This is a genomic window from Streptomyces sp. NPDC057616 (assembly GCF_042800575.1).
In the GTDB taxonomy this organism is placed as follows: Bacteria; Actinomycetota; Actinomycetes; order Streptomycetales; family Streptomycetaceae; genus Streptomyces.
In genome coordinates, this window is the sequence record NZ_JBHVGU010000013.1 from 144,353 (window position 1) to 168,484 (window position 24,132).

At 70.4% G+C, this 24,132-nt stretch carries 24 protein-coding genes; 8 read left to right on the forward strand and 16 right to left on the reverse strand.

Annotated elements, in window-relative coordinates; translation table 11 throughout:
• Window positions 1-78: 78 nt before the first annotated feature.
• From ACFU97_RS18395 to ACFU97_RS18405, 3 genes are all read left to right on the forward strand, one after another.
• The gene (locus tag ACFU97_RS18395) at window positions 79-648 is read left to right on the forward strand and encodes a hypothetical protein (RefSeq protein ID WP_384257349.1); all 570 of its coding nucleotides are present in this window, start codon (window positions 79-81) and stop codon (window positions 646-648) included.
• Window positions 649-772: 124 nt separating this feature from the next.
• Window positions 773-919, forward strand: a complete 147-nt coding sequence (locus ACFU97_RS18400; protein ID WP_384257352.1) for a hypothetical protein — start codon at window positions 773-775, stop codon at window positions 917-919.
• Between the two features lie 53 nt (window positions 920-972).
• Window positions 973-1,380 carry an ATP-binding protein gene (locus ACFU97_RS18405; RefSeq protein ID WP_384257594.1) on the forward strand — a complete coding sequence of 136 codons (408 nt, stop codon included), beginning with the start codon at window positions 973-975 and terminating at the stop codon, window positions 1,378-1,380.
• Window positions 1,381-1,496: 116 nt separating this feature from the next.
• On the opposite strand, the gene ACFU97_RS18410 is transcribed toward ACFU97_RS18405, so the two are convergent.
• The 5 genes from ACFU97_RS18410 to ACFU97_RS18430 all read right to left on the reverse strand — a co-directional run bounded on the left by ACFU97_RS18410 (window position 1,497) and on the right by ACFU97_RS18430 (window position 9,003).
• On the reverse strand, window positions 1,497-3,014 hold the full coding sequence (locus ACFU97_RS18410; protein ID WP_384257354.1) for a catalase: 1,518 nt from the start codon (window positions 3,012-3,014) through the stop codon (window positions 1,497-1,499).
• A 329-nt stretch (window positions 3,015-3,343) separates the two neighbouring features.
• A complete protein-coding gene (locus tag ACFU97_RS18415; protein WP_384257357.1) occupies window positions 3,344-4,987 on the reverse strand; it encodes an FAD-dependent oxidoreductase in 1,644 nt (547 codons plus the stop codon).
• A gap of 36 nt (window positions 4,988-5,023) precedes the next feature.
• Window positions 5,024-5,938: a diiron oxygenase gene (locus ACFU97_RS18420; RefSeq protein WP_384257359.1), complete on the reverse strand. Its 915-nt coding sequence runs from the start codon at window positions 5,936-5,938 to the stop codon at window positions 5,024-5,026.
• Window positions 5,939-6,633: 695 nt separating this feature from the next.
• On the reverse strand, window positions 6,634-7,539 hold the full coding sequence (locus ACFU97_RS18425) for a glycoside hydrolase family 16 protein (RefSeq protein WP_384257361.1): 906 nt from the start codon (window positions 7,537-7,539) through the stop codon (window positions 6,634-6,636).
• A gap of 234 nt (window positions 7,540-7,773) precedes the next feature.
• On the reverse strand, window positions 7,774-9,003 hold the full coding sequence (locus ACFU97_RS18430; protein WP_384257364.1) for a glycoside hydrolase family 3 N-terminal domain-containing protein: 1,230 nt from the start codon (window positions 9,001-9,003) through the stop codon (window positions 7,774-7,776).
• 699 nt (window positions 9,004-9,702) lie between these two features.
• Between ACFU97_RS18430 and ACFU97_RS18435 the strand changes: the two genes are divergently transcribed.
• Together ACFU97_RS18435 and ACFU97_RS18440 are read left to right on the forward strand one after the other, a co-directional pair.
• Complete coding sequence (locus ACFU97_RS18435; RefSeq protein ID WP_384257365.1) at window positions 9,703-11,022, forward strand: phosphatase PAP2 family protein; 1,320 nt, start codon at window positions 9,703-9,705, stop codon at window positions 11,020-11,022.
• 200 nt (window positions 11,023-11,222) lie between these two features.
• Complete coding sequence (locus ACFU97_RS18440) at window positions 11,223-12,878, forward strand: beta-1,3-glucanase family protein (protein WP_384257367.1); 1,656 nt, start codon at window positions 11,223-11,225, stop codon at window positions 12,876-12,878.
• A gap of 90 nt (window positions 12,879-12,968) precedes the next feature.
• Here ACFU97_RS18440 and ACFU97_RS18445 read toward each other — a convergent pair whose 3' ends face one another.
• The 3 genes from ACFU97_RS18445 to ACFU97_RS18455 are packed head-to-tail and all read right to left on the reverse strand — an operon-like array spanning window position 12,969 to window position 15,475.
• Window positions 12,969-14,009, reverse strand: coding sequence for an NAD(P)-dependent alcohol dehydrogenase (locus tag ACFU97_RS18445; RefSeq protein WP_384257370.1), 1,041 nt, complete (start codon window positions 14,007-14,009; stop codon window positions 12,969-12,971).
• Window positions 14,010-14,029: 20 nt separating this feature from the next.
• A complete protein-coding gene (locus tag ACFU97_RS18450) occupies window positions 14,030-14,797 on the reverse strand; it encodes an SDR family NAD(P)-dependent oxidoreductase (RefSeq protein ID WP_384257372.1) in 768 nt (255 codons plus the stop codon).
• Window positions 14,798-14,806: 9 nt separating this feature from the next.
• Window positions 14,807-15,475, reverse strand: a complete 669-nt coding sequence (locus ACFU97_RS18455; protein ID WP_384257374.1) for a TetR/AcrR family transcriptional regulator — start codon at window positions 15,473-15,475, stop codon at window positions 14,807-14,809.
• Window positions 15,476-15,635: 160 nt separating this feature from the next.
• Between ACFU97_RS18455 and ACFU97_RS18460 the strand changes: the two genes are divergently transcribed.
• Entirely contained in the window at window positions 15,636-16,217 is a 582-nt protein-coding gene (locus ACFU97_RS18460; RefSeq protein ID WP_384257377.1) for a hypothetical protein, read from the forward strand.
• 126 nt (window positions 16,218-16,343) lie between these two features.
• Entirely contained in the window at window positions 16,344-16,499 is a 156-nt protein-coding gene (locus ACFU97_RS18465) for a DUF6131 family protein (RefSeq protein WP_356240516.1), read from the forward strand.
• Here the strand turns inward: ACFU97_RS18465 and ACFU97_RS18470 are convergent.
• Both ACFU97_RS18470 and ACFU97_RS18475 read right to left on the reverse strand, forming a co-directional pair.
• Window positions 16,490-17,908 (reverse strand): GNAT family N-acetyltransferase, encoded by a 1,419-nt coding sequence (locus tag ACFU97_RS18470; protein WP_384257379.1) that lies wholly within the window; start codon window positions 17,906-17,908, stop codon window positions 16,490-16,492. The two genes, ACFU97_RS18465 and ACFU97_RS18470, sit on opposite strands and share 10 nt — an antisense overlap.
• A gap of 166 nt (window positions 17,909-18,074) precedes the next feature.
• Complete coding sequence (locus tag ACFU97_RS18475) at window positions 18,075-18,809, reverse strand: SDR family NAD(P)-dependent oxidoreductase (RefSeq protein ID WP_384257382.1); 735 nt, start codon at window positions 18,807-18,809, stop codon at window positions 18,075-18,077.
• A 103-nt stretch (window positions 18,810-18,912) separates the two neighbouring features.
• Between ACFU97_RS18475 and ACFU97_RS18480 the strand changes: the two genes are divergently transcribed.
• Window positions 18,913-19,542 (forward strand): TetR/AcrR family transcriptional regulator, encoded by a 630-nt coding sequence (locus tag ACFU97_RS18480; RefSeq protein WP_384257384.1) that lies wholly within the window; start codon window positions 18,913-18,915, stop codon window positions 19,540-19,542.
• A gap of 96 nt (window positions 19,543-19,638) precedes the next feature.
• Here ACFU97_RS18480 and ACFU97_RS18485 read toward each other — a convergent pair whose 3' ends face one another.
• From ACFU97_RS18485 to ACFU97_RS18510, 6 genes are all read right to left on the reverse strand, one after another.
• Window positions 19,639-20,475 (reverse strand): ATP-binding protein, encoded by an 837-nt coding sequence (locus tag ACFU97_RS18485; protein ID WP_384257386.1) that lies wholly within the window; start codon window positions 20,473-20,475, stop codon window positions 19,639-19,641.
• A 68-nt stretch (window positions 20,476-20,543) separates the two neighbouring features.
• Complete coding sequence (fabG, locus tag ACFU97_RS18490) at window positions 20,544-21,248, reverse strand: 3-oxoacyl-ACP reductase FabG (RefSeq protein WP_384257389.1); 705 nt, start codon at window positions 21,246-21,248, stop codon at window positions 20,544-20,546.
• Complete coding sequence (locus tag ACFU97_RS18495) at window positions 21,248-21,445, reverse strand: hypothetical protein (protein ID WP_384257391.1); 198 nt, start codon at window positions 21,443-21,445, stop codon at window positions 21,248-21,250. Before ACFU97_RS18495 ends, fabG begins: the two co-directional genes overlap by 1 nt.
• On the reverse strand, window positions 21,442-22,008 hold the full coding sequence (locus ACFU97_RS18500; protein WP_384257393.1) for a hypothetical protein: 567 nt from the start codon (window positions 22,006-22,008) through the stop codon (window positions 21,442-21,444). The genes ACFU97_RS18495 and ACFU97_RS18500 overlap by 4 nt, the downstream gene beginning before the upstream one ends.
• Window positions 22,009-22,227: 219 nt before the next feature.
• Window positions 22,228-23,286 carry an AvrD family protein gene (locus ACFU97_RS18505; RefSeq protein WP_384257396.1) on the reverse strand — a complete coding sequence of 353 codons (1,059 nt, stop codon included), beginning with the start codon at window positions 23,284-23,286 and terminating at the stop codon, window positions 22,228-22,230.
• A 280-nt stretch (window positions 23,287-23,566) separates the two neighbouring features.
• Window positions 23,567-24,052: a MarR family winged helix-turn-helix transcriptional regulator gene (locus ACFU97_RS18510; RefSeq protein ID WP_384257398.1), complete on the reverse strand. Its 486-nt coding sequence runs from the start codon at window positions 24,050-24,052 to the stop codon at window positions 23,567-23,569.
• Window positions 24,053-24,132 lie beyond the last annotated feature (80 nt).

The window sequence follows — 24,132 nt, forward strand, 5'->3', positions numbered from 1 at the left end:
GGTCTTGACAGTGGCCCCGCAGCGCCGCTTGAATCCGAGGTAGACAGAACGTTCTACCTCGCGTCGAAAGGCACTGCCATGGACACCCTCGTCGCCACCCCGACCACCACCGCCGGCGTCCCGGCGACCCTGCGCAAGCTGTACTTCCTGCGCTTCGCGTTCGCCGCCGTATGGGCCCTCCTGCTCTTCACCTCCGCCGACACACTCGGCCCGCTGAGTGTGACGCTCCTGCTGATCTACCCCCTGTTCGACGTCGCGGCCGCAGTCGTCGACGCCCGGGCCGCCAGGGCGAACGGCGCCGGCGCCACGCCGCTCTTCGTGAACATCGCGATCAGTTCGCTGACGGTCGTCGGTCTGGCCCTGGCCGCCACTTCCGGCATGCCGGCCGTCCTGCGGGTGTGGGGCGCCTGGGCCGTCACCGCCGGGCTCGTGCAGCTCATCGCCGCCGCCACCCGCCGGAAGCTGGGTGGTCAGTGGGCGATGATCATCAGCGGTGCCATCTCCACGCTCGCCGGCGGCTCGTTCATCGCCCAGGCAGGAAAGGGCGACCCCTCGCTCAAGAACCTTGCGGGCTACGCCTTTCTCGGCGGCGTCTTCTTCCTCATTTCGGCATTCCGTCTGAACTCCGCGGCCCGCCATCAGGGATGACCCCTTTTCCGCCTCCTTTCCTCCTCGGCCGACCGTTGGCGGGCGACAGGGCTGAGCGTCCATGTCGGGGGTAACCGAAGCGGGAACAGCACAGTGCATCGGGTGTATGGAGGAAAGGAGCGTCATGCCGGGCATGATGGAGCGCATCAAGCAGTTCGCCAGGAGTCCCCAGGGGCGGCGCGCGGCCGAACAGGCGCGCAGGGCCGCCGCCGACCCGCGTCGCCGGGCCCAGGCGCAGCGCCTGCTGGGAAAGCTCCGCGGTCAACGCTGAGTTCGGAGTGGGTAGACCGGCACGCTCTCCTGAACCTGAACGGAATGATTGTTGTGGAAAGTTCGTCGCTTCGGGCAGTGGGCTGGGCCCGTTCGCTTCCGCTGGACAGCGAAGTGAAAACGGCCCGCGACTGGGCGCGTGGGCATCTGGAGACGCTGGGGTGGACCACCACCGCTCCGGAGACGGTGGACGCCGTACTGCTCACCGTCTCCGAGCTGGTGACCAACGCGCACACCCACGCCCACAGCAGCGCCCAGCTGGTGATGGCCTGTGACGACGCTTGTCTGCATGTCTCCGTGCACGACAACTCCAGCGATCTGCCGACTCCCCGCGAGGCCAGCACGGAGCGACTCGGCGGGCGAGGCATGTTCCTGGTGGACGCCTTGGCCGACACATGGGAGTCGCACCCCTGCCCGCACGGAAAGTCGGTCAGCGCGTGCTTCCGCGCGCCCGACGCGTGAGTTGGGTGAGCTGCGTGCGTTGAGTGTGGGTTGAAAAACGGTGGGCTTCCGAGCCGGCGAGGCGGCGATGCGGAAGCCCACCGTAGACCGTGGACCTGGGGCGTGGACCCGAAGCGTCAGGCCTTGGCCTGCATGTCGCGTCGGGCGGGATTGCCCTGCTGGTCCGCCTTGGGGTCCTTCTCGTCGGCCTTGGCGCGCACGCCCTGGGCGATGCGGTCGCCGATGGTCTTGTCGATGTTCGACCAGTACTCGAAGGCCCGCTTGAGGACCGGTTCCGAGACGCCGTTGAGGAGATGACCGACGACGTTGTCGACCAGGCGGTCGCGCGCGGCGTCGTCCAGGACCTCGCGCACCATCGTGCCGGGCTGGCCCCAGTCGTCGTCCTCGGCATGATTGACGTAGGCCGCGCGCGTGATGGCGCCGTCGGCCTCCCAGCTCGGCGGGGAGTAGCGCGCGGGATCGGCCGCGGGCCCGCCCTTGGAGTTGGGGGCGTACACCGGGTCGGTGGTCTTCCGGTACGCCATCGCCCCGTCCTTGGAGTACGTGTGGACGTCGACGACCGGCGCGTTCACCGGGAGTTGCTGGTAGTTGCCGCCGATCCGGTGGCGGTGGGCGTCCGCGTAGGAGAACAGCCGGGCCAGCAGCATGCGGTCGGGGCTGGGGCCGATGCCGGGGACGAGATTGTTCGGCTGGAAGGCGGCCTGCTCGATCTCGGCGTGGTTGTCGGTCGGGTTGCGGTCCAGCGTCATCTTGCCGACCGGGATGAGCGGGTAGTCGCCGTGCGGCCACACCTTGGTGAGGTCGAACGGGTTGAACCGGTAGTTCGCGGCGTCCTCGTACGGCATCACCTGCACATGCAGCGTCCAGCTCGGGAAGTCGCCGTCGCGGATGTGCTCGAACAGATCACGCGTGTGGTAGTCCGTGTCGGCGGCCGCCATCTGGTCGGCCTCGTGCTGGGTGAAGTACTCGATGCCCTGGTCGGTCTTGAAGTGGTACTTCACCCAGAAGCGCTCACCGGCGGCGTTGATCCACATGTAGGTGTGGGACGTGTAGCCGTTCATGTGGCGCCAGGTCCGCGGGATGCCGCGGTCGCCCATCAGCCAGGTGACCTGGTGGGCGGACTCGGGGGAGAGGGTCCAGAAGTCCCACTGCATGTCGTGGTCGCGGAGGTTGCTGTCGGCGCGGCGCTTCTGGGAGCGGATGAAGTGCTGGAACTTCATCGGGTCCTTGATGAAGAACACCGGCGTGTTGTTGCCGACCATGTCGTAGTTGCCTTCGCTGGTGTAGAACTTCACCGCGAAGCCGCGCGGGTCGCGCCAGGTGTCCGGGCTGCCGCGCTCACCCGCGACGGTCGAGAAGCGGGTGACGAGTTCGGTGCGTGTTCCCGGCTGGAAGACGGCCGCCTTGGTGTAGGCGCTGACGTCGTGGGTGACCTCGAAGTGGCCGAAAGCGCCGCTTCCCTTGGCGTGCGGCTGGCGCTCGGGGATCCGCTCCCGGTTGAACTGGGCCATCTGCTCGATCAGATAGGCGTCCTGCAGCAGGATCGGACCGGCGGGTCCCACGGTGAGCGAATGCTCGTCGCTCTCGACCGGGGCGCCGGAATCGGTCGTGGTGACAGGTGGGGTCTCCGTCATCAATCTGCCTTTCGTAGTACGGAGCGACGCGGTCCGGGCACCTCGTTCTCGCCCGGAGCCGCTCGGTCCCGACTGACCAGGTGACCTTGACGGGCCTCGGCAAACATCCCCTTTGGGACAGATGTGCCGAGGACCTGCGCACCACGTACGCTCACCGGCCCGTCCGTCGTGCCGCGCACCCTGGCAGGATGTGCCGGTTCGGACGAGGCCGCCACCGGGGGGCCGGGAGGCCGGGAGGCAGGGCGGCCCGGAGGGGCCGGGAGGTCTGGACGCACGGTTGAGACCGCCGCCCTCCAAGCCGTCATCCGTGCCAGGACGCCCCCGGTCCGTCACCCCCGCCGAGACGCCTTCACCAGCTCCGGCACGGTCGCCAGCTTGCTGCGGGGCCTGCCCAGGCGGCGGCCTCGGGACAGTTCCGCCTGTTCGATGGACGCCATCCCGCGCGCGTCCACCACATGCCGGCTGCGACGGCGGGCGAGCCGTGCGAAGGCCTTCGACGAGAGCGTGGGCCTGGGCAGGGTGCCCGCGACGGCGTCGGAGAGCAGCGTGCCGACGGTCTCCGCGGCACACGCCCGGTTGGCGCCGATCCCGCCTCGGGAGCCGCGCTTGATCCACCCCACGACGTACGCCCCCGGCAGCCCGGTCACCCGCCCGTTCTCGTGCGGGACGGTGCCGGTGGACTCGTCGAAGGGCAGGCCCTCGACCGGCGTGCCCTGGTAGCCGATCGCCCGCAGCACCGTCCCGGCCGGGATCTCGGTCCGCCCCGCCGGACCGGTGACGCAGACGGAACGGATCCCCGCGGTGTCGTCGCCACCGACCAGTTCCGCGGGCTCGGAGTGGAAGCGCAGCACGATGCGCCGGCCCGGTCCCGCCGGACGCGACCAGTCCACCGTCGTGCGGGGCACGCCGCGCAGCACGGCGGCGATGCCGTCGGGGCCCGCCACGTCGACGGCGGCGGCGATGCGGGGGTCGTGGTCGTCGACGACCAGCTCCACGCCGTCCAGCTGGGTCAGCGCGAGCAGCTCGGGCCGGGTGCAGGCGGCGTCCTCGGGGCCGCGGCGCCCGAGGAGCACGACCTCGCGCACCTTGCTGTCGCGCAGCGCCCGCAGGGCGTGGTCGGCGATGTCGGTGGCGGCCAGGGCGTCGGGGTCGGCGACGAGGATGCGGGCGACGTCGAGGGCGACGTTGCCGTTGCCGACCACCACGACGCGCTCGGCGGAGAGGTCGACGGCGTCGGGTGCGACGTCGGGGTGGGCGTTGTACCAGGCGACGAACGTGGTGGCCGAGAGGCTGCCCGTGCGGTCCTCGCCGGGGACGCCGAGGCGTCGATCGCCGGAGGCGCCTACGGCGTACACGACGGCGTCGTGGTGGGCGGCGAGCTCGTCGACGGTGACGTCCTCGCCGGCCCGCACCCCGAGCAGCATCCGTACCCGCGGATGGTTGTGGAAGCGCGCGAAGGTCTCGCCGACCTTCTTGGTGATGGGGTGGTCGGGCGCCACGCCGTAGCGCACCAGCCCGCCCGCGACCGGGAGCCGGTCGATCAGGGTGACCTCGGCGTTCGTGTGCAGGAGCAGGTCCTGGGCGGTGTACATGCCGGCCGGCCCGGTGCCTACGACCGCGATGCGCAGCGCGGGGAAGTCGGCCGGCAGGTTGCGCTCGAATTCGGGCTTGTCCCAGGCGTGGAAGTTGGGGCTGCCGGCGGCCGGCTCGGGTGTCGGAGCGCCGGCGTAGTAGGCGGCGTTGATGTCGACGAACACCTGCTGCGCGCCGGTGAGTTCGTCCGCCGGGTGGATCGCGTCCACGGGACACGCGTCCGCGCACGCGCCGCAGTCGATGCAGGCCGTGGGGTCGACGTGGAGCATCTCGGTGCTGCCGAACGCCCGTTCCTGCGGCGTCGGATGGATGCAGTTGACCGGGCACACGGCGACGCAGGTGGCGTCGCTGCAGCAGGTCTGGGTGATGACGTAGGGCATGGTGTCCGCTCTGATCGGCTGTGCGGGCCTGGTCGGTCAGATGAGGTGGGCGCGCTTGTAGAACGCCAGGGCCGGCTTGGTGAGCAGCCGGGCCGAGGCGAGGAAGTCCATCAGCCCGGAGCAGCTGGAGCGCATCATCGCCTTGTGGTGCTCGTTGGACCGCGCCGCCGCCAGTGCTCGCTTCGGGTCCAGTCCGGCGTTGGCGTAGACGCCCTGGTTCACCATGCTGGTGACGATGACGTACGCGGCCACCGCGATGACGAAGGCGTGGATGTGCCGGCGTACCGGTCCCGCCTTCGCGAGGTTCTTGCGCGTCTCGTCCCGGGCGAACTTCATGTGGCGGGATTCCTCGACCACATGGATGTTGTTGATCGTGCGGACGAACGGCACGACCCGCTCGTCGCGCATCCAGTCGCGCTGCATGACGTCCAGGACCTCCTCGGCGACGAGGATCGCCGCGTAGGCGGCCTCGCCGAACGCGAGGGTCTTGAACGCCCGGCCGAGTTCGACGGCCACACGGCGCGGCCGGTAGGCCGGTGCCCGCAGCTTCCGGGCCCCGCGGGCGAACATGATCGAGTGCCGGCACTCGTCGGCGATCTCGGTCAGCGCCCACTGGACCTTGTCGTCGCCGGGGTCCTTGGCGTAGATGTCGCGCAGGATCAGCTGCTGGAGGATCATCTCGAACCAGATGCCGGTGCTGGCGACGGAGGCGGCCTCCTGCCGTGTCAGCTCCTTGCGCTGCGCCTCGGTGAGTTCGTCCCAGTACGGCGTTCCGTACAGCGTGCTCCACTCCGGGCTGGCGCCGTGGAAGTCCTCGTCCAGCGGCGTCTCCCAGTCGACCTCCGTCAGGGGGTCGTAGGAGAGCTTCGCGGACGAGTCGAGCAGCCGGCCGGCGACACCGGTGTTCGGCGCGGCGGTATCGACGTCCGGACGGGTCGTGCTGGTTGCCATGCTCCAACTCCTCAGCTCGGATGACGGACCCACGTCCGTTTCTGTGTGGTGCGGTGATCGCGTACTGCGCGGTGCGTGTGATCGCTGATCCGGCGGTCGTCTCTGGCCCCGTCGGTGCTCGCGCGGTGAGCCGGTTCGACGGCGGCGAAGACGGCAGGCGCTGGTGGCGCCGCAGCCCTTGTTAGACGCAATGTATAACAAGGGTCCGCGGCGTGCCTACCCATGAGTAAGGAGGTTCTGTGCGGGCCCCTTTGCGGCGGGCGACCCGGTCATATGCCTCCGCTCGCGGTGGTCGGAACGGCCCTGCGAGCAGGCCCGCGCCCGTCGCCCTCGGCCGTGCGTGTGTGCCCGCGGCGGTCGGCCCCAGCCGTGTGAGGCGGCCCGTGCCCGCCGGCTTCGGCCGTGCGTGTGTGCCGGCGGGCGTCGGTCCAGTCGTGCGGGCAGGCCCGCGTCCGTCGGCTTCGGCCGTGTGCGTACCCCTCGCTGCGGTCGGCCCCAGCTCTGCGGGCAGGCAGCTCGCGCCCCTCGGCCCCAGCCGTGCGCCTAAGCCCGCCGGCGTCGGCCCCAGCCGTGTGGGCAGGCAGCTCGCGCCCCTCGGTCCCAGCCGTGCGCCTAAGCCCGCCGGCGTCGGCCCCGGCCGTGCTGGCAGGCAGCCCGCGGCCTCGGCCCCAGCCGTACGCGTGCGCCCGGCGCGGTCAGCCCCAGCCGTACGCGTATGCCGCAACCCACGTGATGTCGAGCTGTGCGCTGCTTCCGGGTGCCGCTCCCGGGCCCTCCAGGGCGCTCTCGTTCTGCATCACCCACGACAGCGGGTTGTCCGGCACGCCCCGCGTGTCGGTGCCGGTCAACCGCCCGTCGACGAAGAACCGCACCTTGCCCGGCGTCCACTCCGTGGAGACGGTGTGCCACTGCGTCCAGTCGTCGCTGCCCGGGAAGGAACCCTGCTCGCCGCCGCCGCAGGGATGGTGGAAGGCGGTGAGCGAGCCCGTCCACTCGCCCTCGGGATGGTCCATCTCGCAGCCGTCGCCGTAGTGCAGCCAGGCCGACTTGTAGCCGGGTGCCAGTTTCGTCACCTTGATCCGCGCGCTGTACTTGCCGTAGGTCATCTGCATCACCGCACGCGGTACGACGGCGGCGGCATGCACCGGGCCTCCGTCGGCGGGCCGCCACATCCGGATGAACATCCTCCCGTCGCCGTCGGCTGCCGGACCGACGCTCACCGTGTCCTCCGGGTGGTACACGCCCACCACGTCACGGCCCCGGCTGTTGGCCGTGTCGCGCCAACCGGTCGGGTACGCCCACCAGTTGTCACGGAACTTCCCGGTCAGGCCCCCGCAGTAGGCGCCCGAGGTGTCGACGTGGTGATCGCAGTCGCCGAAGGAGCCGAGCGGCACCCGGTCGCCGTTGAAGTCCTCCGCGAGGACCTGCCAGAACGGCCCGCAGTCGCCCCGGGGCAGACTCGCGCTCGTGGTGTGGCAGGCGTCGGCGGACTCGGGCGCCGCGTCGGCCCGGGGGAGCCACAGCAGTCCGGCGACGAGCAGCAGGCCCGCGGAGAGAAGCAGGCCTCGCCTCCTGTGGTGCGGCGCTGCGTGCGAACCCATCCCAGGCTCCTCGAGGCTCAGCTGCCGGCCGTCTCCGTCCTCCCGCCGAGCGGTGCGCGGGAGGCCGCCTCCCGGACAGGAACAACCCCGGGGAGGCGGATCGTCGCGAGAGAACATCGTCGCTCGCGGGACCGTGCAAAGCCATCCCCGGGAAGGGCGACGAACCGGACGCGGATGCTCCGACTGCCGTATGCGCAGGCCGTGTTCAACCCGTCGGCGGCCCTAGGGGCAGGTTCACCCGCAGGACAGCAGGCCTTCCTGCTGCTTGGCCGTCAGGATGCGCTGGACGCTCTGGTTCACCTGCGTGCGGAAGGTCGTGCTCTCGATCATCCGGAGCTGAACCGCCTTGGCCATGGTCGGGATCAGGGTCGGGTCGACGGTCAGCACCAGATCTCCGCCCGCCGACAGGAAGCTCACGGCCCGCTTGGCCGGGGGCACGGCCTTCACGGCGACCGCCTGGCCGATGTCGTCGGAGACGACCACGCCCTTGAAGCCGAGGTCCTTGCGGAGCAGTCCGTTGATCACCGCGGAGGAGAACACGGCCTGATGCCGCGCGTCGATCCGGCTGTAGATGGCCGACGAGACCATCACGAAGGGGGCTCCGGCCTGGATCCCCGAGCGGAACGGGTCGAGGCTCGAACTCGTGCTCGTGGTCACCGAGTCGACGACGTTCGCCGTGGTGTCGGTGTTGCCGCGGACGTTGCCGAGCCCCGGGAAGTGCTTCAGCGTGGCCAGCACCTTCGACTGCGCCATGCCGGCGGCGAACGCGTTGCTGTGGGGGGTCACCGTCGCGGCAGTGTGCCCGAACTCGCGGTCGTAGCGGCCGATCGGGGCGTTGTTCGTGCCCAGGGACGCCGGGACGACGTCGGCGACGGGCGCGAGGTTCAGATTCACTCCGGCCGCGCTGAGCTGGCCGGCCCAGGTGGCGGCCTGGCTGCGCAGGTACGACGTCGACCAGCCTCCCTGCACCAGTGCGCTCGGCATGGTCGAGAAGCCCGGGCCGGACAGCACCTGCACCCGGCCGCCCTCCTGGTCGGTGGAGACCAGCAGGGGAACGCGGTGTCCCGCCACCGTGTCGGCCTTCGCCTGGAGGCCGTCGACGAGGGTCCTGGTGGCCTTCGTGCCCGCGGTGCTGCGTCCGGCCAGGAACACCGACCCGACGTGGTACTGGCGCATCAGCTGGATCTTCTGCTGATCGGGGCTGGACGGCGTGACGGCGCCCATGAAGAGCTGGCCGACGCGCTGGGCCGTCGTCATCGCCCCGAAGGTCTGGTCGACGCAGGCGGCGGCCGCGTTCGGGGCCGCGTTCATGTCCGCGGGCGCCCGCGCGGCCGATTCGGCGGCCGCGTGCGACGTGCACGCGCCCGCGAGGCCCGCGGCCGCGAGAGAGAGCGTCACCAGGGGAACGGGCCAGAGCACCCGCATCCTCTTCGAGCGCCGGCTCGGCACCTGCTGAGATGTCATGGAAGTCCCTCGCGGCACGCCCAGTGCGGAGCGGGTTCCCCTTGGGCGGCCGCCGACGACGGTCACTCGACCCGTCCGAGAAACGTACATCCGATCGGCGGTATGTGCCTGCCCGAACGGTGCACGACGAGGTGCCAGCGCCCGGCTTCCGGGGCGGACGAGGGCCCGCGCGCGCCCCACGCGGACGAGAGTGCTCTCCGGCAAGCTCTGCGGTCGCTCGGCATCCGCTCCGCGTTCGCTTCCTGTTCGCTGCGTGATCGCTGAGAGATTGCTGAGTGATCGCTGTCGCATGTCTATTGACCTGCGCAGATTGACTGTGTTTGGCTCAGTGGATCTAGGGGGCGAAGTGAGTCAGGGTTTGGGGAGATTCATCCCGATCGCAGGTGCGGTTGCCGGGGTACACAGGCACGCGCCTCCTCTTGCTGGCCCGTAGCGGCCCATCTGCACCGACCTCGTTCAGTACCTCGCGTACGCCCGGCGGGCCCAGCACGTCCCCTGCGCCTGCCCTCACCGCCTTGGCCTGGTGAACAGGGCGAGAACGAAGTCGGAACCGCCCCGCAACCCCCGTCGTACTCCAGTCCGTCCTGCTCGGACGGGCAGGCGGGAAGGGGCGGCGGGGGCGGGTGACATGGCGGCATCTAGTGAAGCGGTTCGGAATTGATGGACATACGGAGTCGACCAGGGGCGAGACTCTGGGCCGTGGCGGCGGTGGCGGTTCTCGGATTCCTCGTCGCGCTGGAATGCGCGCTACGCCACTACGGCCTGCCGGGGCCGATCACCACCCAGGCGCGGGAGGTGATATTTCCCCCGAAATCGGGTGGGCTGCTCTATGCCGGCATGGCGCTGATGATGGTCGTGCTCACCTGGCGGCAGCGGTTCCTCGCACTCGGGGCGGCGGTCGGTATTGACATCGTTGTCTGGATTGTCCGATGGCTGGCCGACGTCAAGGTGACCGACGGCCACCCCTTCGGCAACGGCGCACTGTGGGTGATCCTCGGCTGCGCGGTCGTCGCCGTCACCCGCCGCACGGGCGCGGAGCGCGTCCTGCTGCTGAAGGGGGTGGGACTGGCCCTCCTGCTGGTGGCGGGCCGCAAGACCGGCGACGCCTGGCTGTTCATCACCTCCAGGACCCGTCCCGTGGTGCTCGACCAGTACGTCGCGACCGCCGACCACGCGCTCGGCAATCCGTCCTGGCTGGTGGGGCGCATCGTCACCGCGAGCGGTCCGGTCGGCTTCAACTTCCTCGACTTCGTCTACGGCCAGCTCCCGGTGGCCGCGGTCGTCGTCGCGCTCTACCAGCTGCGCCATGTCGCCACCGAACGCCGCTTCCCGCGCCACCACCTGGTGCGGACCTTCCTCGTGATAGGGCTCCTCGGGCCGGCCTTCTACATGATCTTCCCGGTGGTCGGCCCGGTCTTCGCCTACGGCACCGGCGCCGAGCACTGGGAGGGGGTCAGTCTGTGGGCGCCGCACATGCCGTCCAGTGCGCCCTGGGCCGTGGCCGACCTGTGGCCGCGGACGCTGCCTCCGGTCGGCGTCCCGGGCGCGATGTCGTTCGACGAGATCACCCCGCGGAACTGCATGCCGAGCCTGCACACCGCGTGGGCCACCGCGATCTTCATCCACTCCCGCAAGGGCCCGCGGGCACTGCGCTACGCCGGCACGTTCTGGCTGATCGCCACCCTCGCCGCGACGCTCGGCTTCGGATACCACTACGGCGCCGACCTCATCGCCGGCGTGGTGTTCACCCTCACCATCGAGGCGGCCCTGCGCGCCTACGACCACGGCTGGGACCGGTCGGGGATCCGGCTGGTCGGCTACGGAGCGACCGTCTTCGCCGCGCTCCTGCTGGCCTACCGCTACCTGCCGCTGAGGATGGCCGAACACCCGTGGCTGGCGGGCCCCCTGCTTCTCCTCGCGATGATCTCGGTGGTCTACGGCTACGTCCGGACCACCACGTCGTGGGAGCCGGCCGCCGTCCGTGCGCCGCGAGCGGCTCCGCAGCCCGAACTGATCTGACGGCGACGGACGGGTTCGCCGGCTGCGCGACGTTTTCCGTGTCGGTCAAGCGTCGAATCAAGATCATCCGAGGCCGGGCTGCGGAGTCTTGACTGTATTGGTCCAGTCCAATAACTTCACTTCGCACAGAACCGCACAAGGCACAACACCCCCCATCCGTCACGTCGTTGACGGAACATCCCCCATCCGGGAGGGCCCCTGTGGTTTCGCGACGCTCCTTCCTGGCCGCGGCAGGCTCCGTCACCGCCGCGACCGCGCTCGGCCCGTTCTCGCCGTCGGCCCCCACCGCTGCCGCAGCGGGTGTCTCGCTCCCCGTGAAACTGGCGAACAACTCCGGCCACGACACCGTCTACGCCTACATCTCGGGCACCGACAGCAGCGGCTGGCCGGTCTTCGTCTCGGCGAACGGCGCCCTGAACCGGCTGCCCAATCCGTCCTCCCCGGTGACCCCCATCGCCGACTACTCCATCGCGCTGGGCGCATCCGGTTCGGCCGGCACCACCGTCAACCTGACCGACTACGTGATCGGCGGCCGTGTTTGGTTCTCGGTCGGCAAGAAGCTCCAGTTCTTCGTCAACCCGGGCAGCGTGCCCGGCGTCGTACAGCCCGCCCTGGTCAGCTCGGACCCCAACTGGGCCACCAACTGGACCTTCTGCGAGTTCACCTTCAACAGCGCCAACCTCTACGCGAACATCTCCTACGTCGACATGGTCGCGCTGCCGATCTCGATGGCCAGCACCGGCAGCGGAGGCAACCAGTCGGTCAGTCCGCTGCCCGCCGGCGCGCTCGGCTCCATCGCCTCCGGCCTGCAGACGCAGCACGCCTCCGACGGCGCCCCCTGGGACAGACTGGTGGTCACCGACTCCTCCGGCGCGGTGCTGCGCGTCATGTCGCCCTCGCACTCACCGGTGGACTTCGGCGGCTACTGGGACGACTACCTCAACCGGGTCTGGAGCCACTACGCCTCCACCCCGCTCACCATCAACGGCCAGGGCGGCATCGGCTCCTACACCGGCACCGTCTCCGGGAACGCCATCGTGTTCAACGGCCTCAACACCAACGGCGTGCCGTTCACCAAGCCGAGCGCCGTCGACATCTTCGGCTGCGCGTCCGGCCCCCTCTACAACTCCGGCGCGGACGCCCGCGGGGCGATCGCCGCCCGGCTCGCCGCCGCGCTCAACCGGAGCTCGCTCCTGGTGTCGGGCGGGAACAACCAGCCCGACGGCGTGACCCCCTCGCAGTACTACCAGGACCCGATCACCAACCACTACGCGCGGCTCGTCCACAAGTACGCGAGCATCGGCTACGCCTTCCCCTACGACGACGTCGGCCCCACCGGCTCGGCCCCCGTCGACGGGCACATCCAGGACGGGGCGCCCACCTCGTGGAGCATCACCCTGGGAGCCGGTGCCTCCGGCGGAGGATCGGGCGGCGGCTCGGGTTCCGTCAGCGCCTACAGCACCATCCAGGCGGAGTCGTACGCGGCGCAGAGCGGGACCACCACCGAGAGCTGCTCCGACACCGGCGGCGGCAGCGACGTGGGCTACATCTCGAACGGCGACTGGCTGAAGTTCTCCTCCGTGGACTTCGGTTCGGCCTCCCCGAGCCAGTTCCAGGCCCGGCTGGCGTCGGGCGCCGCGGCCGGCGTGAGCGGCGCCGTCCAGGTGCGGCTCGACAGCACCGGCGGCACGAAGATCGCCGAGATCGACTTCGCCAACAACGGCGGCTGGCAGAACTGGCAGACCGTTCCCGCCAACGTCGTCGCCTCCGCCACCGGCGTGCACGACGTCTATCTGGTGTTCTCGGGCAGTACGTCGGACTTCACCAACGTCAACTGGTTCACCTTCACCCGCTGAGCCTCCGGCAGCGGTCCGCCGCCCGCCGTGGCGGGCGGCGGACCTCACAGCCGTGGTGGACCAGGTTGACCGTGAACTGCCTTGTGCGGCTCAGCCGTTGGGAAGGATGACCGCCCGGCCGTTGACCTTCCCCGCGTGCAGGCGCTCGTAGGCGAGCGGGGCCTCGTCCAGGGAGTAGGTCTCGGTGTGCACCGACACCGCGCCCGAGCGGGCCAGGCCGAGCACCTCGATCAGCTCGCTCCGGCTGCCCCAGTACGGCGCCGTGACCGACACCTCGAAGGGCAGGGACCCGAAGCCGACGGGCAGCGAGGCGCCGCCGATGCCGACGATCGTGACGTCGGCCTCCACGGCGGCGACGGCGCCCGCGGTCCGCACGGTGGGCTCGGCGCCGACGAAGTCGAAGACGGCCTCGGCGCCGAGACCTCCGGTCAGGGCGCGTACGGCGGCGGCCGCAGCGGCGTCGGAGCGCACCGCCTCGTGGGCGCCGACCTCCTTCGCCAGCCGCAGCTTGTCCTCGCTGACGTCGAGGGCGATCACCCGGGCCGGAGTCAGTGCGCGCAGCAGCTGGATGGCGACATGCCCGAGACCGCCGGTGCCGATGACCACGGCCGTCGAGCCGGGGACCAGCTTCGGCAGCGACCGCTTGATCGCGTGGTACGGGGTGAGGCCCGCATCGGTCAGCGGGACCGCGGCGACCGGGTCCAGACCGTCGAGCGGCACGAGGTGGCGCGGGTCGTCGACAAGGAGGTACTCGGCGATGGCGCCCGGCGAGCCGAGCCCCGGCGGCCGGATGCCCAGGGCGTCCGCGCGTAGGCAGTAGTTCTCCTTGCCCTCGGCGCACTTGGCGCAGGTGCCGCAGCCCCAGGGCCCGTACACCGCGACCGAGTCACCCTCGCCGAGGCCTGTGACACCGTCGCCCAGTGCGGCGACCGTGCCGACGCCCTCGTGGCCGAGGGTGAGCGGAAGCTCGTAGGGGAAGCTCTCGGCGGGCCAGCTCATCACCGCGATGTCGGAGTGGCAGACGCCGGCGGCGGTGACCTTCAACAGGACCTGGCTGGGGCCGGGTTCGGGGTCGGGGACCGTGACCACCTCGGGGGCGGCGCCGATCGTGCGGTACTGAAGTGCCTTCATGACGGTGACTCCTTTCCGGCTTACAGGGCGGTGTAGGCGCCGTCGACCAGGTGGTAGCTGCCGGCCACGAAGGAGGCGCGGTCGGAGAGCAGGAAGACGATCAGCTCCGCGACCTCCTCCGGGCGGCCGAGGCGGGCGATCGGGTGCAGGCCGACCAGGCCGTGGTACGCCTCCTGGTCCATGCCCTTGAGCAGCGGGGTCTCGATGAAGCCGGGGCCGACCGCGTTGATCCGGATGTTCTTCGCCGCGTACTCGGCGGCGGCCGTCTTCGTCAGGCCGACCACACCGTGCTTGGCGGCGACGTATGCGGAGGAGCCGGCGAACCCGACCGAGCCGAGGATGGAGGCCACGTTGACGATCGCGCCGCCCTCGCCCGCCGCCTCGATGGCGGGGAGTTCGTGGCGCAGCGAGTAGAAGACGCCGTCGAGGTTGGTGCGGACGACCCGGTTGTAGGCGTCGAGGTCGTACTCGCCGGTCGGGGCGCTCGGGCCGCCGATGCCGGCGTTGTTCACGGCGAGATGCAGGGCGCCGAAGGTGTCCACGGCGAAGGCGACGGCGGCGGCCACGGACTCCGGGTCGGTCACGTCGAGCCGCACGGCGGCGGCCTTGACGCCCTCCGACTTGAGGTCCTCGGCGGCCTGCTCGGCGCCCTCGGTGTTGTAGTCGGCGACGACGACGTTCGCGCCGCGGGCGCCGAGGAGGCGGGCGGTGGCCAGGCCGATGCCGGAGGCGGCGCCGGTGACCAGGGCGGTCCGGCCGGCGAACTCAGTGCTGCGGGTGGTGCTCATGTGCGGTTCTCACTCTTCGGAAGGTGGTTCGGCGGCCGCGGTGGCGGCCTCCGAGATCAGGGCGTCGTAGGCCCGCTCCACGAGGGCGGCGAGGTCTGCGGCTCCCGAGTCGTGGTGCTCACCGCCGCGCGCCCAGACGCGCAGGGCGGCGGTGAGGACTCCGGCGGCGGCGTCCACGACGACGGCCGGGCGCATGTCCCGTACGTCGTCCGTGCCGAGCCGCTCGGCGATGATGCGGATCGACTCCTCCTGGGCATCGACCCGGATGCGTTCGTAGGCGGCGAACAGGGCGGGCTCGGCGTCCACCAGGGTCAGCAGCCGCCGCATGCGGGGCCGCAGATGGTGGGCCGGGTTCTCCTCGTCGGCGAGCCACGCGCGCACCGCCCGCCGGTAGGCGAGCAACGGCGGTTCCGCGGCCGGCCGGGCGCGCAGCAGCGCGTTGATCCGGTCGCCGTCGCCCCGCACGAAGTCGAGGGCCGCGTCCTCCTTGCCGGTGAAGTGCCGGCTGAAGGTGCGGCGGGTGACGTCGGCGTGCTCGGCGATCGCCTCGACGGTCGTGGCCGCGAGGCCGCGCTCCAGGATCAGCTCCACGGCGGCACCGGCCAGCGCGCTCCGCGTCTGCTGCGCCTTGCGCTGCCGCCGGTCCTGGGTCGGGGGGAGGGGCTCCGTCGCCTTCATGGCTTCGAGCATACGCCTTGATGTCCCATGGGGACACATGTCCCATTGAGACATGCATCCCATGGGCATCCCGCTGGCATTCCGCCGAGGCATACAGTCGGTGAGGCGCTTCCCGGAGTGCCCCTTTTCAGTGCTCCTTCCAGATCGGGCGATGTGGTTCATGACGAGTGAGACGAACGGCGTTGTGGCCGGTGCGACGCTGGTGAGGATCGTTCCCGCCGAGCTCGGGGAGGGCTTCGCGGGAGTGCTGGTGGGGCTGGCGGCCGACGTACTGGTCCTGTCGACCGTGGACGATCTCAGGCTCTCGGGCACTGCCGGACGCATCCAGATCTCCGGCGTTGTCGTCCTGACGCTGCTCTGGGCGATCAACCTCCTGGTCTACCGGCCGCGCCAACTGCGTGCCTTCGGCTCCGCCGTGACCGTCGAGGATTCGTCGTTGCCGGAGGGGAACGAGGAGCAGATCCGCCATCTCCGGCGCGGTCGCGTCCGTGTGGCGGCTTTGGTTCTGCTGGTGACGCTGGGAGGCGCGTACGTGATCCATGCGCCGCTTCTCGGCCTGGGCTTGCAGGTGATCCTGGTCCTCGGTCTCCTGCACACCTGGCGGACGGCGGTCCGGTGGGAGCGGCGGCACGGCCTCCACCTCTGGAAGCCGGCGCTGTCGGCCGTAGGGCGTGAGGCGTACCGGCGCTCGCCGTACTACGCGACGCCGGCCCTGGCGAGCCGGACCGCTCGGCACGGCTGACGGGGCTCTCGCCCGGCCGCGCCCCGATGCTCCATCAGTTGTTACCTCTTGCCGCATGGATGTGGGGATGATGCTGCCGCTTGGGGGCACTCGGGAGAAAACACGGGTTACCCCAGGAGGTACTCCATGATCGCCCTTGGCATCATCCTGCTTGTCATCGGTTTCCTAACGGGCATATCGATCTTGTGGACCCTCGGCATCATTCTGGCCGTGGTCGGCGCCGTCTTCTGGCTCATGGGTTCCATGGGCCACGCGGTCGCCGGCCGACGCCACTATTGGTGACCGTCACGGTCTCCGACCGGCATCCGACGCGCGGCCCGGTGCCTTGTGGGCCCGGGCGGGGGGCGTCCAGCGGGGCGGGCCCCGCTGTTAAGAAAGGACCAGCCGCGAAATTCTATCCCCTCAAAAAGGGTGCCAGGTTTCTCACCGGTGCGCGGCGTGAAGGCATCTCGCTCGACCGACTCCATGCGGAATCCCTGGCGTTGGTAGAAGCGGAGGTTGCCGATGTCGGCCGCGGCGGTGGCGACCAGCAGCCGCTGTCCCGACTCCTGCGAGACGAGTTCGACGGCCCGGTGGACGAGACGTCTGCCCACCCCGGTGCGCTGCACGTCGTCCCGTACGGCCATGTTCTTGATTTCGAAGGTGCCTGCCTCGTCGGTCGCCGTCAGTTGCAGATGACCGACCACGTCCGTCCCTCGCAGCGCGACGAGTACGCGCCCGTCCTCGATGTAGGAGGCGAGTTGCGTCGGTGAGTCCTCGGCGAGTTCGAACAGCGGCCTGAGCTTCTCCCGTGGACCGCCGTACAACTCCACCTTCACCTCGTCCGTGCCCTCGGCCCATGACCCCGCCGGTACCTGTCGCACCAGAACGGCACGGGTGTAGAGCAGGTCGAATCCCCGGCGCTGCACGTTCTGTTGGGACCGGGAACCCGGCTGGGTGGTCACGACGGCGATGTCGCAGGCCGCGGCGGCGGCGTCGGCGAGCCGGGCCGAGAGCAGGGCCGTCTGGACGCCGCGGCGGCGGTGCGCGGGGGCGGTCGCCGCGCCCGTGAGCTGCGCGACGCCGTCCGTCATGCGCAGGCTCCCGCCTCCGGCCACCACGCCGTCGCACAGCGCGATGTAGTGCACGACACCGGACGCTGCGAAGTCCCGTTCCGCATGCGCCAGTACGTCACGCGGGAAGTCCTCGTGCGAGGGGACCCCCTGCCCGTCGGGATGGGCGAAGCCGTCGGCGACCGCGTCCAGCCACACGTCGAACTCGTCGTCGCGACAGGGCCGGACGTCGATGCCCGGGGGAGTCACGCGCTCGTGGGCGCCGCCCAGGGCGAGACCGAGCACGTTCTCGAACGAGGTGAGCCGGTAGCCGCGGCCCGTGAGCAGTGCGCCGATCTCCGGGCCGGCCAGGTCCGAGACCTCCGCCTGCACGGGGGCACCGCGGTCGGAGAAGGCCCGTTCCACGTCGTCGAGCAGGGACGCGTCGGGCACGCCGCCGAATCCGAGTCCGGCGATCTTGTTGAAGGGCGATCCGTCCTCGGCGAAGGTGGCGACTCCGCCCGCCATCGGCATCACGAAAACGCCGTCACCTCCCCGGCGCAGGCGGGCGGCCTGTGCCGCCGCGGTCATCAGCTCGGCCTCGACGCGTTCGATGCGTCGCGCCAGGGCGACATCACAGAAGAGCGGTGGTCGGTTCATGTCCCCTTGCATCCTGTCGTCACGCCCTTGGTCCGAGGCTAGCCGCGGTGCCCTTCGCCGGAGCGGTCGAAATCCTTACGGTTCTGGGAGCTGTCCGAGCCCATGCTCCGACGCCGCCCCGAGAGCGGGGCGTTGACCCGAACGCTCCCGGGGCGGCGTCGGAGCGTCATGCGGCGGTGCGGCCGGCGTCGGCGGCGATGGTGGCGCCGGTGAGGTAGGCGGACCGGTCCGTGGCCAGGAAGAGGATCACCTCCGCGATCTCGCGCGGTGTGGCGAGCCGGCCGAGGATCGTGGTCTTGGCGAACTGCTCGGCGCCCTCCTCGCCCACCGAGTCGAGCACCATGTCGGTGCGGGTGGGGCCCGGGGCGACCGCGTTCACGCGGACGCCGGCCGGGCTGAACTCGGCGGCCCAGGTGCGGGTCAGCGACTCCAGGGCCGCCTTCGTCGCGCTGTAGACGGACAGCCCGGGCAGGCCGATCCGGGCGGCCATGGTGCTGACGTTGACGATGCTGCCGGCGCCCTTGGCCACCATGGCGGGAGCCAGCGCCGCGGTGAGGAAGTACGGCGCACGGATGTTGGCCGCGACCGCGGTGTCGAAGGTGTCGACGTCCTGGTCCACGGTCGGCGCGCCGGGGAAGATCGCCGCGTTGTTGACCAGGATGTCCACGTCGCCCGCCGTCTCGGCGAGACGGCGCAGCGATGCGAGGTCCGTGAGGTCGGCGGCGACGAAGCGGGCCCGGCCCCCGGCGTCCGTGATCGAGCGGACGGCGGCCGCGCCGCGTACGGCGTCGCGGCCGGATACCACGACCTCGGCGCCCTGACCGGCCAGGAGACGGGCCGTCTCCCCGCCGATACCGCCGGTGCCGCCGGTCACGAGGGCCAGCTTGTTGCTGAGTTCCATGCCTGGGTCCTTCCAGAGGTTTCGCCCGTGGAATGGGTTATGCGACCCACAATGCTGACCAAAAAATGGGTTGTCCAATCCAGAAACTGCTAGCCTGTCCGCCATGGGAATCCGGACAGAGGCAGGGCGGCCGGAGCGGAAGCTGACCCGCAAGGGCCAGGAGACGCGGCGCCGGATCGTCGCGGCGGCCGCACAGCTCATGTACGAGCGAGGCGTGACGGAGGCGACCCTCGAGGACGTGCGGGCGGCGGCCGGGGTCAGTGGCTCGCAGGTCTACCACTACTTCGAGGACAAGCAGGCCCTGCTGCTGGCGGTGATCGAGCACCAGACGGAGTCGGTGCTGGACATGCAGCAGTCGCACTTCGCCGAACTGGACACGATGGAGGGCCTACGTCGCTGGCGGGACGCCCTGGTCGAGTACCAGCTGAGGCTGCAGTGCCGCGGCGGCTGCCCGATCGGCTCGCTCGGCAGCGAGGTCGCCGAGACCAACCCGGAGGCCCGGCTCGCCGCGGCCACCGGCTTCCTGCGGTGGGAGACGGCCATCCGCTCCGGCCTGCAGGCCATGCACGATCGCGGCGACCTCGACGGCGACCCGGACGAGCTCGCGCTCGCCACTCTCGCCGCGCTCCAGGGCGGCCTCCTCCTCACCCAACTGCAGCGTCAGGTCAGGCCGTTGGAGGTGGCCCTGGACGCGATGCTCGCGCACATCGAAGCGCATACGACGCGCACGTGACGCGGCGGCCTGCGGCACCGCCGGCGGCGGAGACCCAACGACCCTCGCATGGGGTTGAGTCGACCGTCACCGGCGGGGGAGTGGCGCTTCGGTGGGTCAGAAGCGCATCGCGTAACCGATGCGGCGGCGCAGGGACTTGGTGCGCTGCGCCTCGTGGAACCGGTCGTCCTCCTCCAGGACCTCGATGGCCTTGCGGACCCGGACACCGGCCTGGTCGATGGCTTCGTCGAGCGGCATCACCAGCGGCAGATCGAAGATCTCGATGATCTTCGCCACGCGTTCGCGGACGCTGCCGCCCACCACGTGGTACGGGATCTGCAGCTCTTCGAGCGTTTCGATCAGAAGGTCGTCGGACAGCTTCCGGAACTTCTCGGACACCGGCCGGTGCCCGTCGGCCTTCATGGCGAACTCGACGGGTAGATGCACGTAGGCGTCGTAGATCCGCTTGGCGCGGGCCTTGGTGACGGCGCCGTAGGCGTCCATGTACTGACGGTAGAACCGCTTCACCGGCAGCCCGGCGATGTTCTTGACCGCCTTGGTGAGAAGGCCGGCGCCGGGGTTGATGCCGACCCGCATCCGGGCCTCGCCGTAGATCCACTCGTGGATCACGGACCCGTCCGAGATGAACGGCCCCGTCCCCGCCTCGTGGTGGATGCGTTCCTCGAGCCGGCGCAGCCCGAGCATCGTCAGCTCCGAGGCGCTCAGTTCCTGGACCTGCTTGCCCGGGACGAGGTCCATCAGGATCTCGCGGGAGGTCATGGCGTGGGTGCGCGGAATGCCGGTGGCGATCGACAGGGCCTCGGTCGTGGTGCTCTTGCCGCTGGAGTACGTGCCCGAGATGGCCAGGTGGAGGCCGCGCTCCGGGGCCGGGGCCGGGGCCGGGGTCGCGGTTGCCGGAGCCATCTGGGCCGCAGGCGTGCTTGTGTCACTCATGGGGCTTTCTTCTCTCGTCGTGAAGGTCGGTGGAACCGGTGATGTCGGGGGTGCCGGGGCGCGCTGTGTCATCCGCCCAGGCCCAGGCCGCCGCTGATGGGCAGAACGGCTCCGGTGACGTAGCGGCCCGACGCGCCCGTCAGGTACCGCACCGCTGCGGCGACGTCCTCCACCTGCCCGGAGTGGCCCAACGGCGTGATGGACAGCAGGTGTTCGCGTCGGCGGTCGGTGATCTCGCGGCTCATGTCCGTGTCGATCAGGCCCGGCGCGACGACGTTCACCGTGATGTTGCGGGGCCCCAGTTCCCAGGCGAGGGAGCGGGCCATGCCGAGCATTCCGGCCTTGGCCGCGCCGTAGTTGACCTGTCCCGGCGCGCCGTACGCGTACGTCATCGACGACATCAGGACGATCCGGCCCCAGCGGGCCCGCACCATGCCGCGCACGGCGCGCCGCACGGTGCGGAAGGCGCCGTGGAGGTTCACGTCGACGACGTCGGTGAAGTCCTGTTCGTCCATGCGCAGGAACAGGGTGTCGCGGGTGATTCCCGCGTTCACGACGAGCACCTCGACCGGGCCCTGCTCGGCCTCGACCTTCTCGAAGGCGGTGTCGATGCTCTTCGTGTCCGTCATTTCGGCGCGTACGGCGAACAGCCCGGCAGGGGGCTCGGCGGCGCGATGCGTGACGGCGACACGATCGCCGTCGTCGGCGAGGGCGCGGGCGACCGCGAGGCCGATACCGCGATTGCCCCCGGTGATCAGGACCGAACGTCCCATCAGTGACTCCTCCGCTCGGTGGTGCCGTCCCCGTGATGCGCGAGGGGGCGACGGGCGCCCGGCCGGAGGGCGAGCGCGAGGTTCGCGGCCACCGTCACGGCGATGAGCGAGCCGATCTCGCCCTGGCTGGGTACGTGGTTGAAGAGGTCGTCGCTCACGGGCACGCCCTGGTGGAGCTCGTTGTCAATGTCCCTCATCGGCCCGCCCCGCACTCGCTCCTCGCGGCCGCGCACGGCCGCGGACCGTCGACGAAGAGGTGCTCGACGGCCGCCGCCAGCCGCCCCGCGGTCAGCGCGTTCGGCAGCAGGCGCCGTGCGAATCGAGGACTCGGCGGCAGTCCGTCGTACGTCTTCTCCGTCATGAGGGGAGGCAGAAGCGCCACCGGCGTGCGGGACAGGGTCGCGTCGCTGTCCTTGAGGAAGCGGGCGGCCCGCGTGCGGTGCGCGTCGGGCAGCCAGTCCAGGAAGGGCAGTTGCACCTCGACGACCTCGTCGTCCACCTGCTCGTCGGTGCCGGTGGCCGTGAGGGAGTCGAGCATGTGGCAGGGCGCGGCCCGCAGTTCCTGCCGCAGCATCGGTACGCGGCTGTGGGCCTCGTCGAGCAGGACGAGCAGCGGTCGCTCCCTTTCGATGTGCTCGCGCACCATCGCCAATTGATTGTCGTCCGGCCAGATTCCGGTCGGCGTCCAGTGCCTCGTACCGGGTTGCGGTGCAGGCTCCTTCCAGAGCATCCGGGCCGGTCCTTCGAGTACGACGAGCACGTCCCCGAAGCGTAATGTCGGTGAAAAACGCATGCGTGATTTCATCCCCCGTGCTGTTGCTGCAATTCCTGTGATGCCGAGGCGTCGGAGATCGGCCGGCCCGTCTTGTTTTCTGTTCCGGCCGTTCCCAGAATGCCGTGTGCATGGCGAAGTGATGACCGAATGTCGCGGTCGGCCGCGGCGCCGAAAAGGGCTGCCCGGCGGGCGCATTGCCTCCGGTCAGGCGGCGGTGGGCAATCGGTGTGCGAGTGAACAGTGGCCGCTGATGCCCGAGAAGTCGTCGACGGCCAGGTCCGCGGTGCGCCAGGTCTCCCCGCCCATGGTCAGGAGCCGGCTGCCGGCGGTGCGGACGGTGGTGGCGAAGTCGCGGCCCAGAGGCCGTACCGGCGTCCGCGCCTCGAGGGCGAAGCGCCGCATCCAGAGCGTGTCGGTGCGGCCCCGGGTCAGTCCGTCCTGCGCGTAGAGCAGGGCCTGGGCCAGCTGGGCCACGCCCACGAGCGCGTCGACGGGTGAGACGGACGGTCCGTAGGCCGCTTCCGCCCCGTGCGCCTCGATGCCCGGGTGCTCGGTGACGATGCGTTGACGGCCCTGGATGCGTTGCCGTTCGAGGTCGACGTGGACGTGATCCGCGTACTGGTCGCGGTTCTTGTAGCCCTCGCCGTAGTGCCGGGCACCGGCCGGCCCCAACGCCTGCGAGGCGTCGGCGAACGTCGCCGGGCCTTCGGCGCGGCCGCCGCGTTCGTGGACGAGCGTGCAGCGTACCCGCAGTCCACCGACTCGACAGCTGAACGTCGTGCTGGTGGACGCCGAGTCGGCGGACGCCGGGTTGGTGGGCGTCGAGGTGGCGGGCGCCGCGTCGGCGGACTCCGGTCCGTCGCTGGTCAGGAGCCTGCCTTCGACCGGGAAGTCCGCGAGGTCCTCGTGCGGAGAGCTAGCCGCGCGGACGTCGGCCTGCCGCAGCCACGTGCGGCGCTGCTGTGCGGCGGTGAGACCGAAGGCCCGGCCGAGGTGCACCTCGGCCAGGGTCACCGCCAGGACGAGTGCGTCGATGCTGCTGAGATGGGGCCGCAGTTCGCGCGCCCCGGACTTGCGGGACCAGTCCTGCGGATACGTCAGGGTGCCCCGTGCGGTGACGAGCGCTCCCGGTCGGTCCGAGCCGTCGGTGGTGATGTCTTTCAGGTCCTGGACGACTCGCTTGTAGCCGCTTCCGAAGAAGCGCGTGGTGCCCGGACCGAGGCAGCTGTCAAAAGATCCGTAGACTAAATCGGTGCTGCTCATTCCCCCGTGTACCTTCCCCGTGTTGTGGGCGTGACGCCCGGGTACCGGAGCCGTCCTTGAGCGGTCGGCTCCGGACATGAAAGACACTAACACGGTCGAGTTGGGGCAAAGTAAGGGCTCAAGGGCGCTTGTGATGCTCTCCACAATTCCGCGAAAAGGTGTATCAGGGAGCGGATCGATTACTTCCGCAAAAGAAGTTCCCCGTGGGCGGATTTCTGAATTCCAGTAAAGTGGAAAGTTGAAATCCGTGCGCACGGGGAATCAAGGAAGGCGGATCACGTCACTCGCAGGCGATCACGCGCGGCCAGCGATCGGCGAGCAGTTCACCGAGCAAGGTCTGCAGCCGCTCGCGGTCGGCCTCGGGTACGGCGGACAGGAAGTCCTGCTCCACCTGGTCGACCGCGTGTCCGGCGCGTGCGAGTGCTTCGCGCCCGTCGTCGGTCAGGCTGAGGATGTACCGTCTGCGGTCCGACGGGTTGCGGCGACGCTCGACGTGGCCCGCGCCCTCCATCTCGTCGACCAGCGCGACCATCGTCGTCGGGTCCAGGTTGAGCAGCCGGCTCAAGTCCTGCTGGGACAGGCTGAGTCCGCTCTCCAGGGCCGCGAGGACGTAGAAGTAGCGCATGCGCATGCCTTGTGCGGCCAGGACCCGCTCCGCGTCCTCCATCAGCAGTACGCCGGCCTTGTGCAGCAGGTATCCGGTTCTGCGGACGAGGGGCAGATCGAGTCCGGCGGGTTCTGCCGGGCTGGGCGTCGCCTGTGTCATTCGGGCCGCTCCCCTTGTCGCTGAGGTGACCGTGCGCGGCAGGCAGGCGACCGTTGGTCGTGCTGAGCGTCTCCGGCGCC

Coding starts and splice junctions, on each gene's coding strand:
- ACFU97_RS18395 (WP_384257349.1), top strand. CDS start 79: ATGGACACCCTCGTCGCCACCCCGACCACCACCGCCGGCGTCCCGGCG.
- ACFU97_RS18400 (WP_384257352.1), top strand. CDS start 773: ATGCCGGGCATGATGGAGCGCATCAAGCAGTTCGCCAGGAGTCCCCAG.
- ACFU97_RS18410 (WP_384257354.1), bottom strand. CDS start 3,014: ATGACGGAGACCCCACCTGTCACCACGACCGATTCCGGCGCCCCGGTC.
- ACFU97_RS18415 (WP_384257357.1), bottom strand. CDS start 4,987: ATGCCCTACGTCATCACCCAGACCTGCTGCAGCGACGCCACCTGCGTC.
- ACFU97_RS18420 (WP_384257359.1), bottom strand. CDS start 5,938: ATGGCAACCAGCACGACCCGTCCGGACGTCGATACCGCCGCGCCGAAC.
- ACFU97_RS18425 (WP_384257361.1), bottom strand. CDS start 7,539: ATGGGTTCGCACGCAGCGCCGCACCACAGGAGGCGAGGCCTGCTTCTC.
- ACFU97_RS18430 (WP_384257364.1), bottom strand. CDS start 9,003: ATGACATCTCAGCAGGTGCCGAGCCGGCGCTCGAAGAGGATGCGGGTG.
- ACFU97_RS18445 (WP_384257370.1), bottom strand. CDS start 14,009: ATGAAGGCACTTCAGTACCGCACGATCGGCGCCGCCCCCGAGGTGGTC.
- ACFU97_RS18450 (WP_384257372.1), bottom strand. CDS start 14,797: ATGAGCACCACCCGCAGCACTGAGTTCGCCGGCCGGACCGCCCTGGTC.
- ACFU97_RS18455 (WP_384257374.1), bottom strand. CDS start 15,475: ATGAAGGCGACGGAGCCCCTCCCCCCGACCCAGGACCGGCGGCAGCGC.
- ACFU97_RS18460 (WP_384257377.1), top strand. CDS start 15,636: ATGACGAGTGAGACGAACGGCGTTGTGGCCGGTGCGACGCTGGTGAGG.
- ACFU97_RS18465 (WP_356240516.1), top strand. CDS start 16,344: ATGATCGCCCTTGGCATCATCCTGCTTGTCATCGGTTTCCTAACGGGC.
- ACFU97_RS18470 (WP_384257379.1), bottom strand. CDS start 17,908: ATGAACCGACCACCGCTCTTCTGTGATGTCGCCCTGGCGCGACGCATC.
- ACFU97_RS18475 (WP_384257382.1), bottom strand. CDS start 18,809: ATGGAACTCAGCAACAAGCTGGCCCTCGTGACCGGCGGCACCGGCGGT.
- ACFU97_RS18480 (WP_384257384.1), top strand. CDS start 18,913: ATGGGAATCCGGACAGAGGCAGGGCGGCCGGAGCGGAAGCTGACCCGC.
- ACFU97_RS18485 (WP_384257386.1), bottom strand. CDS start 20,475: ATGAGTGACACAAGCACGCCTGCGGCCCAGATGGCTCCGGCAACCGCG.
- fabG (WP_384257389.1), bottom strand. CDS start 21,248: ATGGGACGTTCGGTCCTGATCACCGGGGGCAATCGCGGTATCGGCCTC.
- ACFU97_RS18495 (WP_384257391.1), bottom strand. CDS start 21,445: ATGAGGGACATTGACAACGAGCTCCACCAGGGCGTGCCCGTGAGCGAC.
- ACFU97_RS18505 (WP_384257396.1), bottom strand. CDS start 23,286: ATGAGCAGCACCGATTTAGTCTACGGATCTTTTGACAGCTGCCTCGGT.
- ACFU97_RS18510 (WP_384257398.1), bottom strand. CDS start 24,052: ATGACACAGGCGACGCCCAGCCCGGCAGAACCCGCCGGACTCGATCTG.